Origin of the sequence: Sandaracinomonas limnophila (assembly GCF_004005965.1) — a bacterium.
GTDB classification, from domain to species: domain Bacteria; phylum Bacteroidota; class Bacteroidia; order Cytophagales; family Spirosomataceae; genus Sandaracinomonas; species Sandaracinomonas limnophila.
Genome location: NZ_SACY01000004.1, coordinates 62,987 through 79,370, shown reverse-complemented (window position 1 = coordinate 79,370; position 16,384 = coordinate 62,987). Strand labels below are relative to the sequence as shown.

General features: G+C 36.9%; 16 protein-coding genes. 10 read left to right on the top strand and 6 right to left on the bottom strand.

Translation table 11 applies throughout. The features are described 5' to 3' along the window. Positions 1-1,206, top strand: coding sequence for an MFS transporter (locus tag EOJ36_RS09055; RefSeq protein WP_127804583.1), 1,206 nt, complete (start codon positions 1-3; stop codon positions 1,204-1,206). On the opposite strand, the gene EOJ36_RS09050 is transcribed toward EOJ36_RS09055, so the two are convergent. Continuing rightward, positions 1,196-2,494 carry an MFS transporter gene (locus EOJ36_RS09050; protein ID WP_127804581.1) on the bottom strand — a complete coding sequence of 433 codons (1,299 nt, stop codon included), beginning with the start codon at positions 2,492-2,494 and terminating at the stop codon, positions 1,196-1,198. The two genes, EOJ36_RS09055 and EOJ36_RS09050, sit on opposite strands and share 11 nt — an antisense overlap. Before the next feature lie 108 nt (positions 2,495-2,602). Here EOJ36_RS09050 and EOJ36_RS09045 point away from each other — a divergent pair, with 108 nt between their 5' ends. The 7 genes from EOJ36_RS09045 (at position 2,603) to EOJ36_RS09015 (ending at position 9,745) form a co-directional block, all read left to right on the top strand. Then, positions 2,603-3,631, top strand: coding sequence for a sodium:calcium antiporter (locus tag EOJ36_RS09045; RefSeq protein ID WP_238944451.1), 1,029 nt, complete (start codon positions 2,603-2,605; stop codon positions 3,629-3,631). 70 nt (positions 3,632-3,701) lie between these two features. Next, a complete protein-coding gene (locus EOJ36_RS09040; protein WP_127804577.1) occupies positions 3,702-4,541 on the top strand; it encodes a universal stress protein in 840 nt (279 codons plus the stop codon). A gap of 1 nt (position 4,542) precedes the next feature. Further along, the gene (locus EOJ36_RS09035) at positions 4,543-5,286 is read left to right on the top strand and encodes an outer membrane lipoprotein-sorting protein (RefSeq protein WP_127804575.1); all 744 of its coding nucleotides are present in this window, start codon (positions 4,543-4,545) and stop codon (positions 5,284-5,286) included. 63 nt (positions 5,287-5,349) lie between these two features. Next, positions 5,350-6,504 (top strand): ABC transporter permease, encoded by a 1,155-nt coding sequence (locus EOJ36_RS09030; RefSeq protein ID WP_238944450.1) that lies wholly within the window; start codon positions 5,350-5,352, stop codon positions 6,502-6,504. Beyond that, positions 6,504-7,724, top strand: coding sequence for an ABC transporter permease (locus EOJ36_RS09025; protein ID WP_127804571.1), 1,221 nt, complete (start codon positions 6,504-6,506; stop codon positions 7,722-7,724). Before EOJ36_RS09030 ends, EOJ36_RS09025 begins: the two co-directional genes overlap by 1 nt. Before the next feature lie 165 nt (positions 7,725-7,889). Beyond that, positions 7,890-8,591, top strand: coding sequence for an ABC transporter ATP-binding protein (locus EOJ36_RS09020; protein WP_127804569.1), 702 nt, complete (start codon positions 7,890-7,892; stop codon positions 8,589-8,591). 2 nt (positions 8,592-8,593) lie between these two features. Further along, a complete protein-coding gene (locus tag EOJ36_RS09015; protein WP_127804567.1) occupies positions 8,594-9,745 on the top strand; it encodes a DUF1302 family protein in 1,152 nt (383 codons plus the stop codon). Here EOJ36_RS09015 and EOJ36_RS09010 read toward each other — a convergent pair. After that, positions 9,742-10,815 (bottom strand): helix-turn-helix domain-containing protein, encoded by a 1,074-nt coding sequence (locus EOJ36_RS09010; protein WP_127804565.1) that lies wholly within the window; start codon positions 10,813-10,815, stop codon positions 9,742-9,744. The genes EOJ36_RS09015 and EOJ36_RS09010 overlap by 4 nt on opposite strands. Before the next feature lie 391 nt (positions 10,816-11,206). On the opposite strand from EOJ36_RS09010, the gene EOJ36_RS09005 reads away from it, so the two are divergent. Then, positions 11,207-12,313: a VIT1/CCC1 transporter family protein gene (locus EOJ36_RS09005; protein WP_127804563.1), complete on the top strand. Its 1,107-nt coding sequence runs from the start codon at positions 11,207-11,209 to the stop codon at positions 12,311-12,313. Here EOJ36_RS09005 and glf read toward each other — a convergent pair. The 3 genes from glf to EOJ36_RS08990 are packed head-to-tail and all read right to left on the bottom strand — an operon-like array spanning position 12,299 to position 13,931. Further along, complete coding sequence (gene glf, locus EOJ36_RS09000) at positions 12,299-13,399, bottom strand: UDP-galactopyranose mutase (protein ID WP_127804561.1); 1,101 nt, start codon at positions 13,397-13,399, stop codon at positions 12,299-12,301. The two genes, EOJ36_RS09005 and glf, sit on opposite strands and share 15 nt — an antisense overlap. Positions 13,400-13,408: 9 nt before the next feature. Next, positions 13,409-13,735 carry a hypothetical protein gene (locus EOJ36_RS08995; protein WP_127804560.1) on the bottom strand — a complete coding sequence of 109 codons (327 nt, stop codon included), beginning with the start codon at positions 13,733-13,735 and terminating at the stop codon, positions 13,409-13,411. Further along, the gene (locus tag EOJ36_RS08990) at positions 13,725-13,931 is read right to left on the bottom strand and encodes a hypothetical protein (protein WP_127804558.1); all 207 of its coding nucleotides are present in this window, start codon (positions 13,929-13,931) and stop codon (positions 13,725-13,727) included. Before EOJ36_RS08990 ends, EOJ36_RS08995 begins: the two co-directional genes overlap by 11 nt. 108 nt (positions 13,932-14,039) lie before the next feature. Here EOJ36_RS08990 and EOJ36_RS08985 point away from each other — a divergent pair, with 108 nt between their 5' ends. Next, the gene (locus EOJ36_RS08985) at positions 14,040-15,155 is read left to right on the top strand and encodes an alpha/beta hydrolase (RefSeq protein WP_127804556.1); all 1,116 of its coding nucleotides are present in this window, start codon (positions 14,040-14,042) and stop codon (positions 15,153-15,155) included. A gap of 24 nt (positions 15,156-15,179) precedes the next feature. On the opposite strand, the gene EOJ36_RS08980 is transcribed toward EOJ36_RS08985, so the two are convergent. Beyond that, positions 15,180-16,379 (bottom strand): multidrug effflux MFS transporter, encoded by a 1,200-nt coding sequence (locus tag EOJ36_RS08980; protein WP_127804554.1) that lies wholly within the window; start codon positions 16,377-16,379, stop codon positions 15,180-15,182. Between the last annotated feature and the right edge of the window lie 5 nt (positions 16,380-16,384).

The following is a 16,384-nucleotide window of genomic DNA, read 5'->3' as shown; positions in this document are numbered from 1 at the left end:
ATGAAACGTCACATTTGGTTAGCCATTATTGCTTCAGCCCTCGGCTTTTTTGTCGATTTATACGACATCATAATTTTGAGTATCGTTCGTACCAAAAGTCTTTTGGAAATGGGTGTGGCAGAGGCCGACTTGATGTCGAAAGGCGTAAGTTTAATTAATATCCAAATGGCAGGTATGCTAATTGGTGGATTTGTTTGGGGAATTATAGGGGACAAATTTGGACGATTATCCGTTTTATTTGGTTCTATCATTTTGTATTCCACGGCAACTTTTGTAAATGCCTATGCCAGTACTTATGAAGTGTATTTGTTGCTTCGTTTTTTGGCAGGAGTTGGTTTGGCCGGAGAATTAGGAGCAGCCATTACTTTATTAACGGAACAAATGCCACAAAAATATCGTGGAATTGGACCGGCCATCATAGGTGGTTGTGGTATGTTAGGTGCTATTGTGGGGGCTAATGTAGGCGCCAATTTTTCTTGGCAATTTACCTACCAGTTGGGTGGCGGTTTAGGCTTTTTATTATTGATTTTACGTTTGGGAGTTTTAGAGTCGGGAATTTTCAACGAAATGAAAGAAAAGACCAACATCAAAGGCGACCTTCGTTTGTTGTTTAAGAATGGAACTTATATCAAAAAATACATCAGTATTTGTGTAATGGGCTTTCCGGTTTGGTTTACAAATGGCGTTGTGATGACCTTTACGCCAGAAATTGGAAAATCGTGGGGGATGGATCCAGCACCAACGGTTTCGGCTGTATTTACCTATTATTTTGTGGGCTTGACTTTCGGGGATATGATTGGTGGCGTGTTTAGTCAGTGGCTAAAAAGTCGCAAAAAAGCCATTCGTATTTTCTTATTCATGTTCACAGTCGGTGCCATTGTCTTTTTCACCTTTGGCAGATATTCCAAAGAGATTTATTATTTCTCTTTCTTGTTTTTAGGCTTTACCGTGGGTTATTCGATAGTTCTTTTAACGCTCGCAGCAGAACAATTTGGAACGAATATTCGTGCTACTGTAACGACATCGTCTTTGAATTTAATTCGGGCAACGGTTATTCCTCAAACCTTACTGTTTGGATTTTTAACACCCTATTTTGGAGAAGCAAAATCGGCCATGGTAGTTTGTGTGCTAGCAATTTTAATTGCCTTCTGGGGACTCAGTAATTTGGATGAAACCTTTGATAAAGATTTGAATTTTACGGAGTAGGAAGTATTCTAGGCATACGGAATTGAATCACAAATGCCGACAAAACCGTTATTCCTCCTATCAAATAAATGGCATATTCTAATCCGAATAAATCTGCAGTTATGCCTGAAATAATTGCACCAAAAGCATATCCAGCGTCGCGCCAAAGTCTAAATACGCCAATGCTTTCCGCGCGGTCTACTGGTCGAGTTACTTGTGCAATTGTGGATAAAAATGTTGGATATACGAGGGCAGTGCCGAAACCGAGGAGAGAGGTGAGTAGGATGAGGTAATAGGTAATAGGTAATAGGTAATAGGGAAAAGGTTTGAGGTGTAAGGCATTAGTAATTAGCCCTCCCGGCGCCTGAGGTTCTCGAAGGCAGAGGGGTAATAAAATAATTGCAATTCCTTGAATGAGCATACCCCAAAAGAGCATGGCTTTTTTGGAATAGATGTCCGACATTTTACCCGTAAATAATTGACTAATCCCCCAAACAGTTGGATAAACGGCAGAAATCAAACCAATTTGTTCCGTTTTTAAATGGGCTGAAAATAAAAGAATCGGCAATAATCCCCAAATCATTCCATCATTTAAATTGTTCACCAAACCAGCTTGCGTAACCGAACTTAAGGTTTTGTTTTTAAAACTTGTTAGCCAAAATAAATTTTTTGTTTTTTCAGTTTGCGTTGCATTTCCTTGTTCTTGAACAACATGTCCACGAGTATCTTTTATCCAAATCCAAGAGGTTAGTAGACCTAAAACAGAAAGCGCAATTCCGATGTAAAAGGGGTAAGGAGTGATGCCATATCTGTTAGCCACCCAGCCAGATAAATAGGCAACGATGCCAACAGCCAAATAACCTGCAAATTCATTGAGACCCATGGCCAAACCTCTATCTTTTTCTCCCACTAAATCAATTTTCATCACCACGGTACTGCTCCAGGCCAATCCTTGATGAACACCCAATAAGATATTTGCAAATACGACCCAATTCCAATTGGGTGCATAAATAAGAATAAGTGGTATGGGAAAAGCCAATAGCCAACCCCAAACCAATAAATTTTTTCGACCATAGCGGTTGGCTAATTTCCCAGTGAAATAATTGCTGATGGCTTTTGAAAATCCGAAAGCAATGATGAATGACAAAACAGCAAATTTGGAGGTAACACCAAATTCTTGTGCAGCAAACTGAGGAAATATGGTTCTTTCCAATCCAACCATTCCCCCAACAAACATATTAGCAATCACCAACAAGGTAAATTGTTGCCAATTCTCTTTAAGTCCTAGTTTTATTTGCGGTGTCGACATATTGTTTTTGAAAACGGTAAATTAAATTGTTGTCAAAAATACCAATTAATAATAAATTGATTCGTGACTTTTGTCTAAATTGGATGATTAATGTAATGGCTTAAAATGGTGGAAAACCTTTCAAATCTTTCCTTATTAGTGATTTTTTTACTTTCCAGTGGAATCATTTGGTTTGTAGGGGTAAAAATAACGCATATCATCGATTTTATTACAGTCCATTTTGGACTTGGGGAAGCTTTTGGGGGGATGATTTTATTAACAATTATTACCAATTTACCAGAAGTTGCTATTACATTCGTAGCTTCCTATAAGCACGATTACGATATTGCAATCAGTAACATCATCGGAGGCATCGCCATTCAAACAGTTGTATTGGTAGTTATAGATATTATTGGGGTTGGAAGAAAGGCCCCATTGACTTGGAAAGGGCATTCCCGTGTCCTTATTTTGGAAGGAATTTCCTTGATTTTTATCTTGGCCTTGGTCATCATTGGCAAACAATTTGAAGGTCATTTCGACCAGTCATTTGCTAGTCCTGTAGAGTACCTAATTGTGTTTATCTGGATTACTTCCGTTTATCTTTTGGCGAAATTAGGGCTAAAGGAAGACCAAGACAAGGAATTGATCAAGGTGCATCATGCGAGAAATCCTAAAAAACATTTCAAGGGATCCCCAACCTCCGCTATTTTATTGACCATTTTTGGTGCAATTTTAATTCTTATTGCCGGTGTAACTTTGGAAATGAGTGGCACGAGGTTAAGTAATCACTTTGGCATCAATGGCGTACTTTTTGGAGGCACTATTTTGGCTTTGTGTACCGCACTTCCAGAAATTTCTACTGGAATTGCCTCCGCCAAAATACGCGATTACAACATGGCTGTGAGTGACATTTTCGGGGGTAATGCATTCTTACCCGTATTGTTCTTTTTTGCCTCCTTTTTAAACGGCAGTTCGGTTTTATCGCATCTTTCAGCCTCTAATATTTACCTGGCTTGTTTGGGAATTATTTTGACGGGTATTTATTTAGTCGGGATGGTTCTGCCGAGTTCAAAACAAATTTGGCGGATGGGAAAAGATTCATTAATTGTTCTAGTTGTTTATTTGATTGGACTTATTGGACTTTGGATTATTTCATAACCTTATATTAATCAGTTTTTGTTTTTTCGTTTCGATATTTGATTAACTTGTAATAATTAATCCGTATATCATGAAAAACATCCTAATCGCAACCGACTTTTCAGAAGGGTCGAAGAATGCAATTGAGCATGCTAGAAAAATTGCCAAACAATTAAAGGCAAAATTAATTTATCTTCATGCGCATTATCCTATAGTTCCAACCAATTATTTGGATCCGAATGGCATTTATCTTTCCACACCAGAAACAGACATTCAAGGAACCTTAAAAGATCTAAAAAAAGCCCTCTCGCATTTTCAAGAAGAGGATAAAAAGGATGGAATTTCATCAGAAATTCGAGTTGAATTAGGAGATTTGTCTTCTTGTATTCAAACTATTGAAGAACAAGAAAAATTGGATTTGGTTATTATCAGTAAAACCTCCCAAACCAATTTTTTAGATAAATTAATTGGAAGTACTGCCAAAGGGTTGTTGCACGATTTACACGTCCCCTTATTGATTATTCCTTCGAATTTTCACGCAGATATTTTTGAAAAAGTTTTGTATGCAACCCAGCTGGAATTCGATGAAATTCCTTACATCAAATCTGCACTAAAATGGTCAGAAAAGGGTAAAAATAAACTAACAATTGCACATTTGGACGAAGAATTCGAAACAGATTTAATTCCAAATCATCAGTTTTTAGAAGAAATAAAAGAAGCCCTTAAGAAGGAAGAAGTTTATTACAAAAATGCAGATACAAAATCCTTCAAGCCTGGAATTATTCGATTGATTAAGGATGAAAATGCAAGTTTAATTTGTTTGACGACTCATAAAAGAAACCTCCTTACTCAAATTGTTTCACCCTCCAAAACGAGAGATGCCATAGATTATCTTCCTATTCCAGTCTTAGTCTTTAATGCCCCAAACTAATATGAGATTCCTACTTCTTAGTTTCTTCGTTTCTTTCCTTTATTTCGATTCTTTTTCGCAAAGCGCTAACGACATCATGCGCAAGGCAGACGAAAAAATGAGAGGAAACAGTTCACAGGCAGAGATGGCTTTTAAGACGATCAGAAGCACTTGGACACGGGAGATGTCAGTAAAAACCTGGTCGAAAGGGAAAGATTTGGCAATGATTTTAGTGACATCACCAGCCAAGGAAAAGGGAATTGTTTATTTGAAAAGAAAAAAAGAAGTTTGGAATTGGATTCCAGTTTTGGAACGCGTTATCAAACTTCCCCCATCTATGATGGCGAACTCCTGGATGGGTACCGATTTTTCTAATGATGATTTAGTAAAGGAATCTTCCGTTGTGGATGATTATACCCAACGTTTTTTAAAAGATACCATCATTAATAATCTTACTTGTTATCAAATTGAATTAATCCCTAAACCCAGTACTGCCGTAGTTTGGGGAAAATTAAAAGTTGCTGTTGATAAAAAAGATTATCTACAATTGTACACCGAATTTTATGATGAAGGAAATGAATTGGTTTCAACCATGCAAGGTTTAGAGGTGAAGGTGATGGACGGGCGATTGATTCCGACTAGAATTATTATGGTTCCTAAAAACAAAAAGAATCAGCGGACAGAAATTATTTATAAAAGCATTTTATTTAATAGACCTATCGGAGAAAATTACTTTTCTTTAGAGCAGATTAAAAATTTAGATTAAATGTGGCTTTTATCTCTTGCGTGGAAAAATTTATGGCGAAATAGAAGTAGGACATTGATTACAATGGCCTCTATTTTTTTTGCTGTACTTTTATCAACCTTAATGAGCAGTCTAAAAACCGGTATATTCGACAATTTAGTCGATAATATGGTTGGTTATTATTCTGGCTACATCCAAATACATCAAAAGGGATATTGGGACGAGCAACTGTTGGACAATAGTCAGGAGCAAAATCCAATTTTGGAGCAAAAAATGCTAAAAATCCCACAAATTAAGGGCTTCACTTCTCGACTAGAATCATTTGCTTTGGCTTCATCTGGTGATTTAACCAAAGGCTGTTTAGTACAAGGGGTGGATCCGAATCGGGAAAATATAATCACTAATTTAAAGGCAAAAATTGTTTCTGGATCCTATTTTCAACAGGGAGAAAGTGGACTTATTTTGACGGAAGGCTTACTTCGTCGCATGAAAATGAAAGTGGGAGACACCTTGATGTTGCTTGGTCAGGGCTATCACGGAGCCACTGCTGCGGGGAAATATCCCATTGTTGGTGTTGTACATTTTGGCTCCCCCGAAATCAATAATTCGGTTTTATACATGCCACTCGAAAGTGCTCAAGAATTATTTGGTGCCTATGGGATGGTCACTTCTTATATTCTTCAATTGGAAAATAGGCGTAATATAGATGATGTGAAAAAGGAAGTTTTGAAAATTTCAGACTCTAATTTGGAGGTTATGACTTGGGAGGAAATGATGCCCGACATCAAACAGCATATAGAGGTTGATTCTGCCAATATGATGTATGTTCAAATCTTTTTGTATGTCTTGATTTCCTTTGGAATTTTTGGAACCTTATTGATAATGATGGCAGAAAGAAAATATGAATTTGGCATGTTACTTGCCATAGGTATGCGAAAATCGAAAATCTCCATTTTATTATTAATGGAATCTATTTTAAATGTTTTTGTTGCTTGTTTGTTAGGGCTTTTGGCAAGTATACCAGTTGTTTATTATTTCCATGTGCATCCCATACGGATTACAGGTTCAACTGCTAAAGCGTATGAGCAATTTGGATTTGAACCTATTTTCCCAACCTCAACTGATAGTCGGAATTTTCTGATTCAAGCATTTATAGTTTTGTGTATTGGCTTGGTGCTTTCTCTTTATCCGATGTTTCAAATTAGTAAATCGAATCCGGTGGATTCTATGAAAAGATAATGTTAGTAATTATATCCATGGCTTGGCGGAATATTTGGAGAAACAAAGCAAGAAGCTTTGTGATCATGTTTTCAGTTGCGCTCGGTATTTTTGCGGGATTAATGGTTATGGCCCTTTACAAAGGTATGATGCGCGATCGTATCAAAGCCTTGATTTACCAAGAAACAGGCCATCTTCAATTGCATAATCCCTCTTTTAAAAATGACTATGAAGTAAAGTTTACTATTGACAATTTAGCAAATGTAAACAATTTGTTGACCCAAAACAGACATGTAAAAAAGTTTACATTGCGTAGTATTGCCCAGGGAATGCTTGCAACAACGAACGGTTCAGCTGGTTTGCAAATCAATGGAATTGACCCTGCTTCAGAAAATAATTGTTCCGAATTAAATAAAAAAATTATTATTGGTCAGGTTTTTTCAAATCAAAAAAAGTATGAAATAATCATTGGACAAAAATTGTCTAAAAAAATGAAAATTTCCTTGGGTGACAAAGTTGTGTTGACCTTTACAGACCATACCGATGAAATTGTTTCGGGCGCTTTCCGGGTGGTTGGAATTATGCAAACGAGTAATTCTGCTTGGGAAGAAAGAAATGTTTATGTACAAAGAAATGAATTAAATGAATTGTTAGGACTGCCCAACGGTGCTCATGAAATAGCGGTTATCCTGAATTCAAATGAAGAATTGCCTGTTGCGATGATGGATTTAAAGTCAAAAATGAAATCCGTGCTTTTAGAAGATTGGAAAAAACTCTCACCCGAAACCGAATTAATGGTTGATACGGTGGACATCACTTCATACATTATCATGGTCATTATTCTAATTGCTTTGGCCTTCGGAATTATAAACACAATGTTGATGTCGATTTTGGAACGCACTCGGGAAATTGGAATGATGATGGCATTGGGAATGAACAAATTAAAACTATTTGTGTTGGTTTTGATGGAAACAACTTTTTTAACTCTTTCGGGACTTCCCTTGGGAATTATAGCTGCCATAAGTTTAAGTAATTACATTGCCGAAAATGGATTTTCCTTTGGGGCAAATAGCGAGGAAATGATGCGAAAATATGGTTTTGGAACCACAATTTATACGGATTTTGCCTATGAAAAATTGGCTATGACCATATTGTTTGTAGTGACTACAGCCTTCATTTCCTGTTTATATCCAGCCATTAGAGCTTTGAAATTAAATCCGATGGAAGCGCTTAGGAAATAGGAAATAGGTTATAAGGCAACAAACCCCGCAGGGGTTTACTTATAATAGCCCGGGGTGAAACCCCGGGAAATATGGTAATAAAGACGTGGCAACAAACCCCGCAGGGGTTTAATTTTAAATAACCCGGGGTGAAACCCCCGGGACACGGTAAAAAACAATTGAAACATGGAAACTATCATAGACGCACACAATATTTCCAAAATATACAACAAGGAATCCATTCCTGTGTATGCCATTAATCAAGTGCATTTGCACATTGAAAAAGGAGAGTTTACGGCATTGGTAGGACCCTCTGGATCAGGTAAAACCACCTTGCTAAATTTAATAGGTGGATTGGATCGTGCAGATGAAGGAAGCATCTCAATTAATGGGGAAGAAATTACTCAAATGTCTTCCGGTGATTTAATCGATTTTCGATTGAAAAACATTGGTTTTGTTTTTCAGTCATACAATTTAATTCCTGTTCTTACAGCAAAGGAAAATGTTGAGTTTATTATGCAATTACAAGGCATTAATGAGAAGGATAGGATTGAACGGGTAAAACTTTTGTTTAAGCAAATAGGATTAGAGGACAAAATGGATTATAGGCCTTCTCAATTATCAGGCGGACAACAACAACGAGTTGCCGTTGCTCGGGCATTAGCCTCTCGGCCTCAATTTGTTTTGGCAGATGAACCCACTGCCAATTTAGATTCGGCCTCGGCAAATAATTTATTGGACATCATGTGGAAGTTGAATCAGGAGGAGCATATTACCTTTATTTTTTCTACCCACGACCAACGTGTAATTGATCGAGCCAAACGGGTTATTACGCTTGTGGACGGTAGAATTGTATCAGATACAAATCAAGTCCCAATTAACCACTGATGATGAAAAGATTCTTTTCTCTTTTTTGGGGAGTTTGCCTTTTGGGGTTTTCAATTAGTGCACAAGATTCTACAAAAGTGTCTAATTTTAAGCTTTCGGGCTATGTGAAATACTTGGAAACCCAAAATTTTGACAATCTTTCCAAGTCTAATTTAGCTACCCATTTATTGCACAACAGGTTACGATTCAAGTGGAATGTAATACCTAAAATGACCATTCAAGCAGAAGTACGTAATCGGGTCTTTTGGGGAACTAGTGTGGAAAGTAACCCGTATTTTGTTCAATATTTAAGCAATTCAAACGACTTCCTCAACTTAAGCGCTGCTTGGTTAGAACAAAGTGGATGGGTCGGGTATTCAAATATTGATCGTTTATTTGTCGATTGGAAGGGGAAAAATCAAAATGTTCGAATCGGTCGGCAACGTATCAATTGGGGTATTTCTTCTATTTGGAATCCCAATGACATTTTTAATGCCTATAATTTTTTGGATGTTGATTACGAGGAAAGGCCAGGTTCGGACGCTATTAAATACCAAAGAAATTGGGAAAATTTAAGTTCTTTAGATGTAGTATATGCAAGAACTGGAAAGTCGGGAAGTATTGCTGCTGCAAAGTATTTTTTCAATAAATGGAATTTTGATTTTCAAGCTATTGCTGGAAAGTATCAAGAGGTAGGAACTTTCGGCATCGGATTTGCAGGCAGTTGGGGCGATGCGGGATTGAAGGGAGAAATTCAACATTATTTGAATAGTGTATCTATTCTTGCACAAACGAATGCCACATTGGGCATTGATTATATGTTTTCCAAAGGCTGGTATGTTTCAAGTGCTTATTTGTACAATAGCTTAGGTATAGCAGAGCCACTTAACTTTGGACAATCAATTAATTTAAATTTATCATCTCGAAATTTGATGCCGACCAAGCACAATGTATTATTGATGGGAAGTAAGCAATTAAGTCCATTGAGTACCTTTTCGCTTACAAGTATCTATGCACCCGGAACAAAATTGTTGATAGGTATGCCTAGTTTTTCTTATAGCCTAAGCAATCAGATGGAATTAAATTTGTTTTGGCAAAGTTTTTGGATGTCCTATCAATCAGAATTTAGGTCCATATCAAATGTTTTGTTGGGAAGAATTCGGTGGAGTTTTTAATGCCCCTTTCTTTCCAAAAATTCAGAAGGAGTAAAGCCAGTTTCTTCTTTGAACGTAGCAAAAAAATGAGATCTTGAATTAAATCCAGACTCGAATCCTATTCCTTCTAATTTGATGCTATTGGACTTTCCTTCCAACAAAAGTTCTTTGGCATGCTCAACGCGTAGCCGATTTCTTATAGTTGCAAATTTTACTTTTATTATATTTCCAAAGCAGTAATATAAATGGTGCTTTGGAACTTTTATTTGTTCAGAAAGCATATCCATATTAAAGTCCGGGTCCAAAAAAGGTTTATGTGTTTTTAGATGTTCAATAATTTTTTTCGAAACATCATAAAACGGATCTTCTTCAAAAATATCTATACTTAATTCTAGGGGATCTTTTCCAATAGTGTTTTGTTCAGGTGTTTTTAAGGTTGGCACACCATATAATATTTGTGGACTCACCAAAACCACCAGAGGAATTACACAAAAACTATAACCAACAATGTGGTCCAACCATTCAAAAATCACATTATTTGAATGGAATGAAACATTTTTAAAAAGGTATAAACTAAGAGGAATATAGAATAAGAAGATAAAACTCGTTAAAGTAGTTAAAATAAATAGCCACCTTACAACAATTTTTCGTTGATGGCTAGGTACCTTTTTTTGGCCAGTTCTTTTGTTAAATTTATAGGTTAGCCAAAGGCAGTAAATTCCATATATACTGGTAATGACCGGCCGTAAAAAAAAGTGTTTGTATTGTGGGAAAAACCAAAAAGCTTCATCCAAATTACTATCAGACGGACGTTCTATGATTATTTTTGAAATCTCCAATTTGTAGTCAAAACTTGTGAAAATGTAGGGGAGAATACATATAAATGCGAAAATTGCAGGAATAAAATGCAAGAAGTCGGTTTTATAAAATCTGAAACTGTCTTTGATGGTGCCTCTAACATAAAAATAGAGAAGGGGGCCGATTAGGTAAATTAAGGGAATTGTGTATCCTCTAAAAATGGCCAATAGAAAAGGGGAATCTCCATCAAAAATCAAGTTATGCATAATTCCAAAGGTGGAATAGGCAAACATTAATCCTGCAAGGTATATGGCATTTCTGTTTAACTTGACGTTAAAAAACAATATAATTATTGTCAGATAAATGTAAAGAAATGCAAAGAAATATACGGTCACGGAGGAGTTTTATAGAATTAATTTAAATAAATTTAAATAAAAAAGCACATTCTTAAAAAAAATGTGCTTTCTAATTTCTGTTTTCTATTTATATTATTTGTAATTATTTTTATCTTGTTTGGATTAAGGGACAAGATAAACTCTTACGTTCGGAACAAAATTATTTAAATTCTGTCATTTTAAAGTACTATATAATTTAGAATGAGTCCTGATAAATTAATGGACTTGTCTAAAAAATGGTTTTTAGAAAACCCAGGATGTAAAAAAAATATTCACAAAGTAAAGCACTATGGACTCTTCAGATTTAAAGCATATTCAAACCGAAATTGACGCAAGTTTTCTGTATGGAATTTTGGCAGAAACAGAGACCGATTCACTTGTTTCGAAGGTTTTTTCCGAAATGAGTGATATAGAACTAGGTCACGCTAAGGCATTTATGGTCAAAAATAATTTGCCAGAATCTGCCATGCCGGGACCTTCAAATCGGGCAAAAGTTTTAAAATTGATAGGTAAACTTTTTGGAAATGATTACATATTAGGAGTTTTAATGGACACCGAAAAGGGCTTGTCTAATTCTATAATTTCTGCTAGAAAAAAAACCAATACAAAATCTTCCATTTCTGACACTGCTCATGTCAGTATTTTGAAAAATGTTTTATCCCATCATAAGGAATTATCTGGGCCAACCCTTGCCAGATTTGAAAAAAGACATCGGTCTGTTGGTGGAAATGCCTTGCGTGCTGCAGTTTTAGGTGGGAATGATGGCTTAGTTTCAAATTTCAGTTTGGTGATGGGGATTGCTGGGGCAAGTTCTGGACAAAAAGAAGTATTATTAACTGGTTTAGCAGGTCTATTGGCGGGAGCCTTGTCGATGGCCTTGGGTGAGTGGATATCCGTTCAAAGCTCTAAGGAATTATCTGAAAACCAAATGGAACTTGAGATGGAAGAGTTGGAGGTGAATCCGGAAGGTGAGGAAAGAGAAATTGCTTTGATCTATTTGGCAAAAGGGATCGACGAGGCACAGGCACATCAAATGGCCAAGGAAATAATGGCAGATAAAGACAAAGCACATGCCTTATTAATTCGAGAGGAATTGGGGATTAATCCGGAAGACTTGGAAGGTTCTGCTATGGAAGCGGCCGTAACTTCCTTTTTGTTGTTTGCATTAGGCGCCATTATTCCAGTTTTCCCATTCTTTTTTACCGGTGGAACTCAAGCTATTTTGCTAAGTGCAGGTATGAGTGCATTGGGATTATTTGGTATTGGTAGTGCCATTACCCTTTTTACTGGTAAAAGCATTTGGTCATCAGGGATGCGTCAAGTATTATTTGGACTCGCCGCAGCTGCGATCACTTTTGGAATCGGAAAATTGATTGGCGTCTCAGTGATTGGCTAAAAAATCTAAGGCTCGCTCAATGATTTGGTGCATGTCATAATACTTGTACTCTGCTAAACGACCCCCAAAAATTACATTTGGAAATTCGGCAGCTTTTTCTTTGTATTTTTGGAACAAGGCATTATTTGTCGCATCGTTTACAGGGTAATATGGCTCTGTTTTTTGTGCCTCGTATGGGGTAGGATATTCATAGCTTATCCAAGTTGAATCTGTAGTACCAAACTCAAAATGTTTGTGTTCAATGATTCTTGTATATGGAATTTCCTGTTCAGTGTAGTTCACCACCGCATTTCCTTGGAAATTATCTGTATCCTTTTTTTGCAGATCTAAGGTAACCGATTTGTATTCCAAAGGCCCAAATTCATAATTGAAATAGGCATCAATGGGTCCTGTATAAATCACTTTGTCGGCTTTGTCTAACCATTCTGTTTTGCTTGCCAAGAAGTCAACCCCCAATTGCACCTCAATACCTTCCAATAATTTTTCAAAAATTTGGGTGTATCCACCTTTAGGAATTCCTTGGTAAGGATCGTTGAAATAATTGGTGTCAAAGGTGTAACGAACGGGTAAACGCTTGATGATTTCCTTGGGCAATTCCTTTGGATCTTTCATCCATTGCTTGGCAGTATATCCTTTGATCAGGGTCTCGTAGACATCTTTTCCAACTAAGTGGATGGCTTGTTCCTCTAGGTTTTGCGGATTTTGGATATAACTTCCTTGTTCTTCAATTTTCTTTTTTACCTCATCGGGTGTAATTACACCCCATAATTGGTGGAAAGTCCACATATTAAAGGGTAATGCAAATAATTTACCTTTATAATTGGCTACAACTCGATTGGTAAAATGATTGAATTCTGCAAATTGATTAATCCAATCCCAAACGGTTTTGTTTGAGGTATGAAAAATATGCGCACCGTAATAATGAATATTAATGCCGTCCCGATTTTCTGTATAACAATTCCCTCCAATATGGTTTCTTTTCTCAATCACCAAAACCTTTTTTCCACGTTTTTGCAGTTCATGCGCACATATACTGCCAAAAAATCCAGCTCCAACAATCAGGTAATCGTAAGGTTTTTGAGACATTGTTTTGATTTATTCTATTGATTTAAAGAGATCTATTAGCTCCTTGTCTGTTAAACTTTCTTTATTCGATTTATCAAAAATGGAAAGTAAATATATTTTATTCTCAGAAATTGTAAAATTAGTAATAATTCTTGCTCCAGCACTTTTCCCTTTGGATTTTGATGTAATTGCTAATCTTATTTTGAAACAATTCCTTCCAAGTGGGGTTCCTAAAGTTGGATTTTTTTCTAAGCTTAAAAACAAATCTGAAAGATCAGACTTCAGAGATGCGTATTTTTTTGATAATTTTTTTACTTCTTTTAGAAAATTTGGAACGGCAATAATTTCATAATTCATCAAGTAGTTGGTTAGCAGATATTCCCTTCAATTTTCCTTTTCGAATTAAATTATATTCTTGAATGGATTCGTTTACTGTTTGAATCAACTCTGCTTTTTCTTTAGAAATTTCTGTAGTTTTTACATAAGGCAAGGATTTCAACACCTCTAAAAGGTGTGATGCCTTATTGTCCTCAATTTCTAATAATAGTTTCATTTAATTTGAATTGGTTCTCCAAAATTACGAATTATTTTTGTTCATTTTTTACAATTATAAATCAGGTCTTAAAATTATCAGTACATTTATAAAATTTTGAAAAAACCTATGAAATCCTTAAAATCATCCCTCTTCCCTTATACCTTATCCCTATTTCTTCTTACCTCTTCAACTTTCGCCCAAAACGCTCCCGATTATTCTAAATCGTATGTAGAAGCTTCCAAATCATGGATAGAAGTGGATTATGCAGGAGATCAAATCATTGGACATAAATTAGACATTTTTCTACCCAAAGAGGGGAAGGGCCCCTTCCCGGTAATTGTTACTATTTACGGAAGTGCTTTTTTTTCGAACTCCTCAAAAGGAACCGTTTTTTTAACTGGATTTGGACAAAGTTTACTTAAAGCAGGCTATGCTGTAGTGAGTATCAATCATCGCTCAAGCAAAGATGCTATCTGGCCAGCACAGATTCAAGATGTAAAAGCTGCTATCCGATTTATTCGTGCTAATGCGGCAACCTTTTCTTTAAGTCCTGGCTTTATTGGTATTTCTGGTTTTTCTTCAGGCGGACACCTTTCTGCCTCTGCAGGTACAAGTAATTTTAAGAAAACGGTTGAAATCAATGGAATATCGGCTGATTTAGAAGGTAAAGTGGGTAAATTTTTAGACACACCAAGTAATGTGGATGCGGTGGTAGATTGGTTTGGTCCAACAGAATTTTTAAGTATGGACGCCTGCGGAAGTTCGATGAAACACGATGATTCGAAATCGCCGGAATCAAGTTTGATAGGTGCACCCATTCAAGACAATAAAGACTTGGCCAACCTAGCTAATCCGATATCATTTGTAAATCCCCATTCAGCACCTTTTTTAATTTTCCATGGGGATAAAGACCCTTTGGTTCCCTTTTGTCAAAGTGAAAAATTGCAGGCAAAATTAAAGGAGCAAAAAATACAAAGCGAATACGTGTTGATACCTGGCGGTGGACATGGTCCAGGTGTGATGATTGACCCTTACTTTGCCCAAATGATTAAGTTTTTTGATGCACAGCGCGCGAAAAGAAAATTGCTTGTGATTGATGGGAAAATTGCCTTGGACCAAAATGTGAATCAAGTGAGTCCCGACAAAATTGCCAGCATGAATGTTTGGAAAGGCGAAAAGGCAATGGAAAGATATGGTAAAGCAGGTGAGTTTGGAGTGGTGGAGTTGGTGTTGAAGAAATAAAAAAAAGCCCCATTTGGGGCTTTTTTACACCGCCTGCTTCTTATTCCAATAAAAAATAAGCGTTGCAATGCCCACGCAAGCAGTCATGACCATTGCCATGGAAGCCGCGTTGCCCGTATATAAAATACCCACTAAAGATGCACTAAAAGAGCCCATGGCCATTTGTAAGGCACCCATTAGCGCAGAAGCAGAACCCGCATTTTTTTCAATCGGACGAAGTGCCACTGTGGCCATATTGGGGAAAACTAAACCTTGGCATGCCAACATCAAAAATAGAAGGGCAATTAAAAGTGGCATATTCAATAGATCAAAATGAACCCCAATAACCATCAATAATCCGAAAACAAATTGAGCGGGTAAGGCGACTGCCAAAACTTGCACACTCGATTTTCTTTTTAAAATAAGTGTGTTTAATTGACTTGCACTTATAATTCCAGAGGCCACGATGGCAAATACCCAGCCAAATTGTTGTTCGTTGAGGTGATAAAAGTTTAAGAATGTTAGAGGGGCTCCGGTCACATAAGCAAAAATACTTCCTGAACCGATGGCTCCTGCAAAGGCAAAGCCAATGAATTTTTTCTCTTGAAAAGCACCTATGTAACCCTTTCCAATTTCCTTTAATGAAAGCTTTGGTCTTGCTTCACCACTCAATTGTTCCGGATTTTCAGGCAACCAGGCCTTGATGAGGAAGATCATGGTTAACATAATGGCTGCCAAAACCCAAAAAATATAGGGCCAACTTGAAGTGGAAAGGATAATGCTGCCCAAAGTTGGTGCTAAAATGGGGCTAACACCCAAAATTAATATTAACAAAGAAAGTACCTTCGGACGATCTTCTTCTTCAAACGTTTCGCGTACAACCGCATTGGGTGCCACCATGCCCACACTGGCACCTAAGGCTTGGAAAAATCGCAGGACAATTAATTGATCTACCGTGGTACATAAGGTGCAAGCAATCGAAGATACCACATAGATGCCTAATCCGATGTACAAGACGCGTTTTCTGCCAAAATGGTCGAGCATCGGACCATTGATCAATTGTCCTAAACAGATTCCAAAAAAGAAACTGGAAAGCGTATAACCTACTTCTACTTGAGAGGAATGAAGCGCTGTGGCAATGTTTTTAAAGGCTGGCAGGTACATGTCGATCGACAATGGCCCGATGGCCGACAATACCCCTAGGACAAAAATGATTTTGTTTTTAGTGTTACTACTTAGTTGCATAAAAT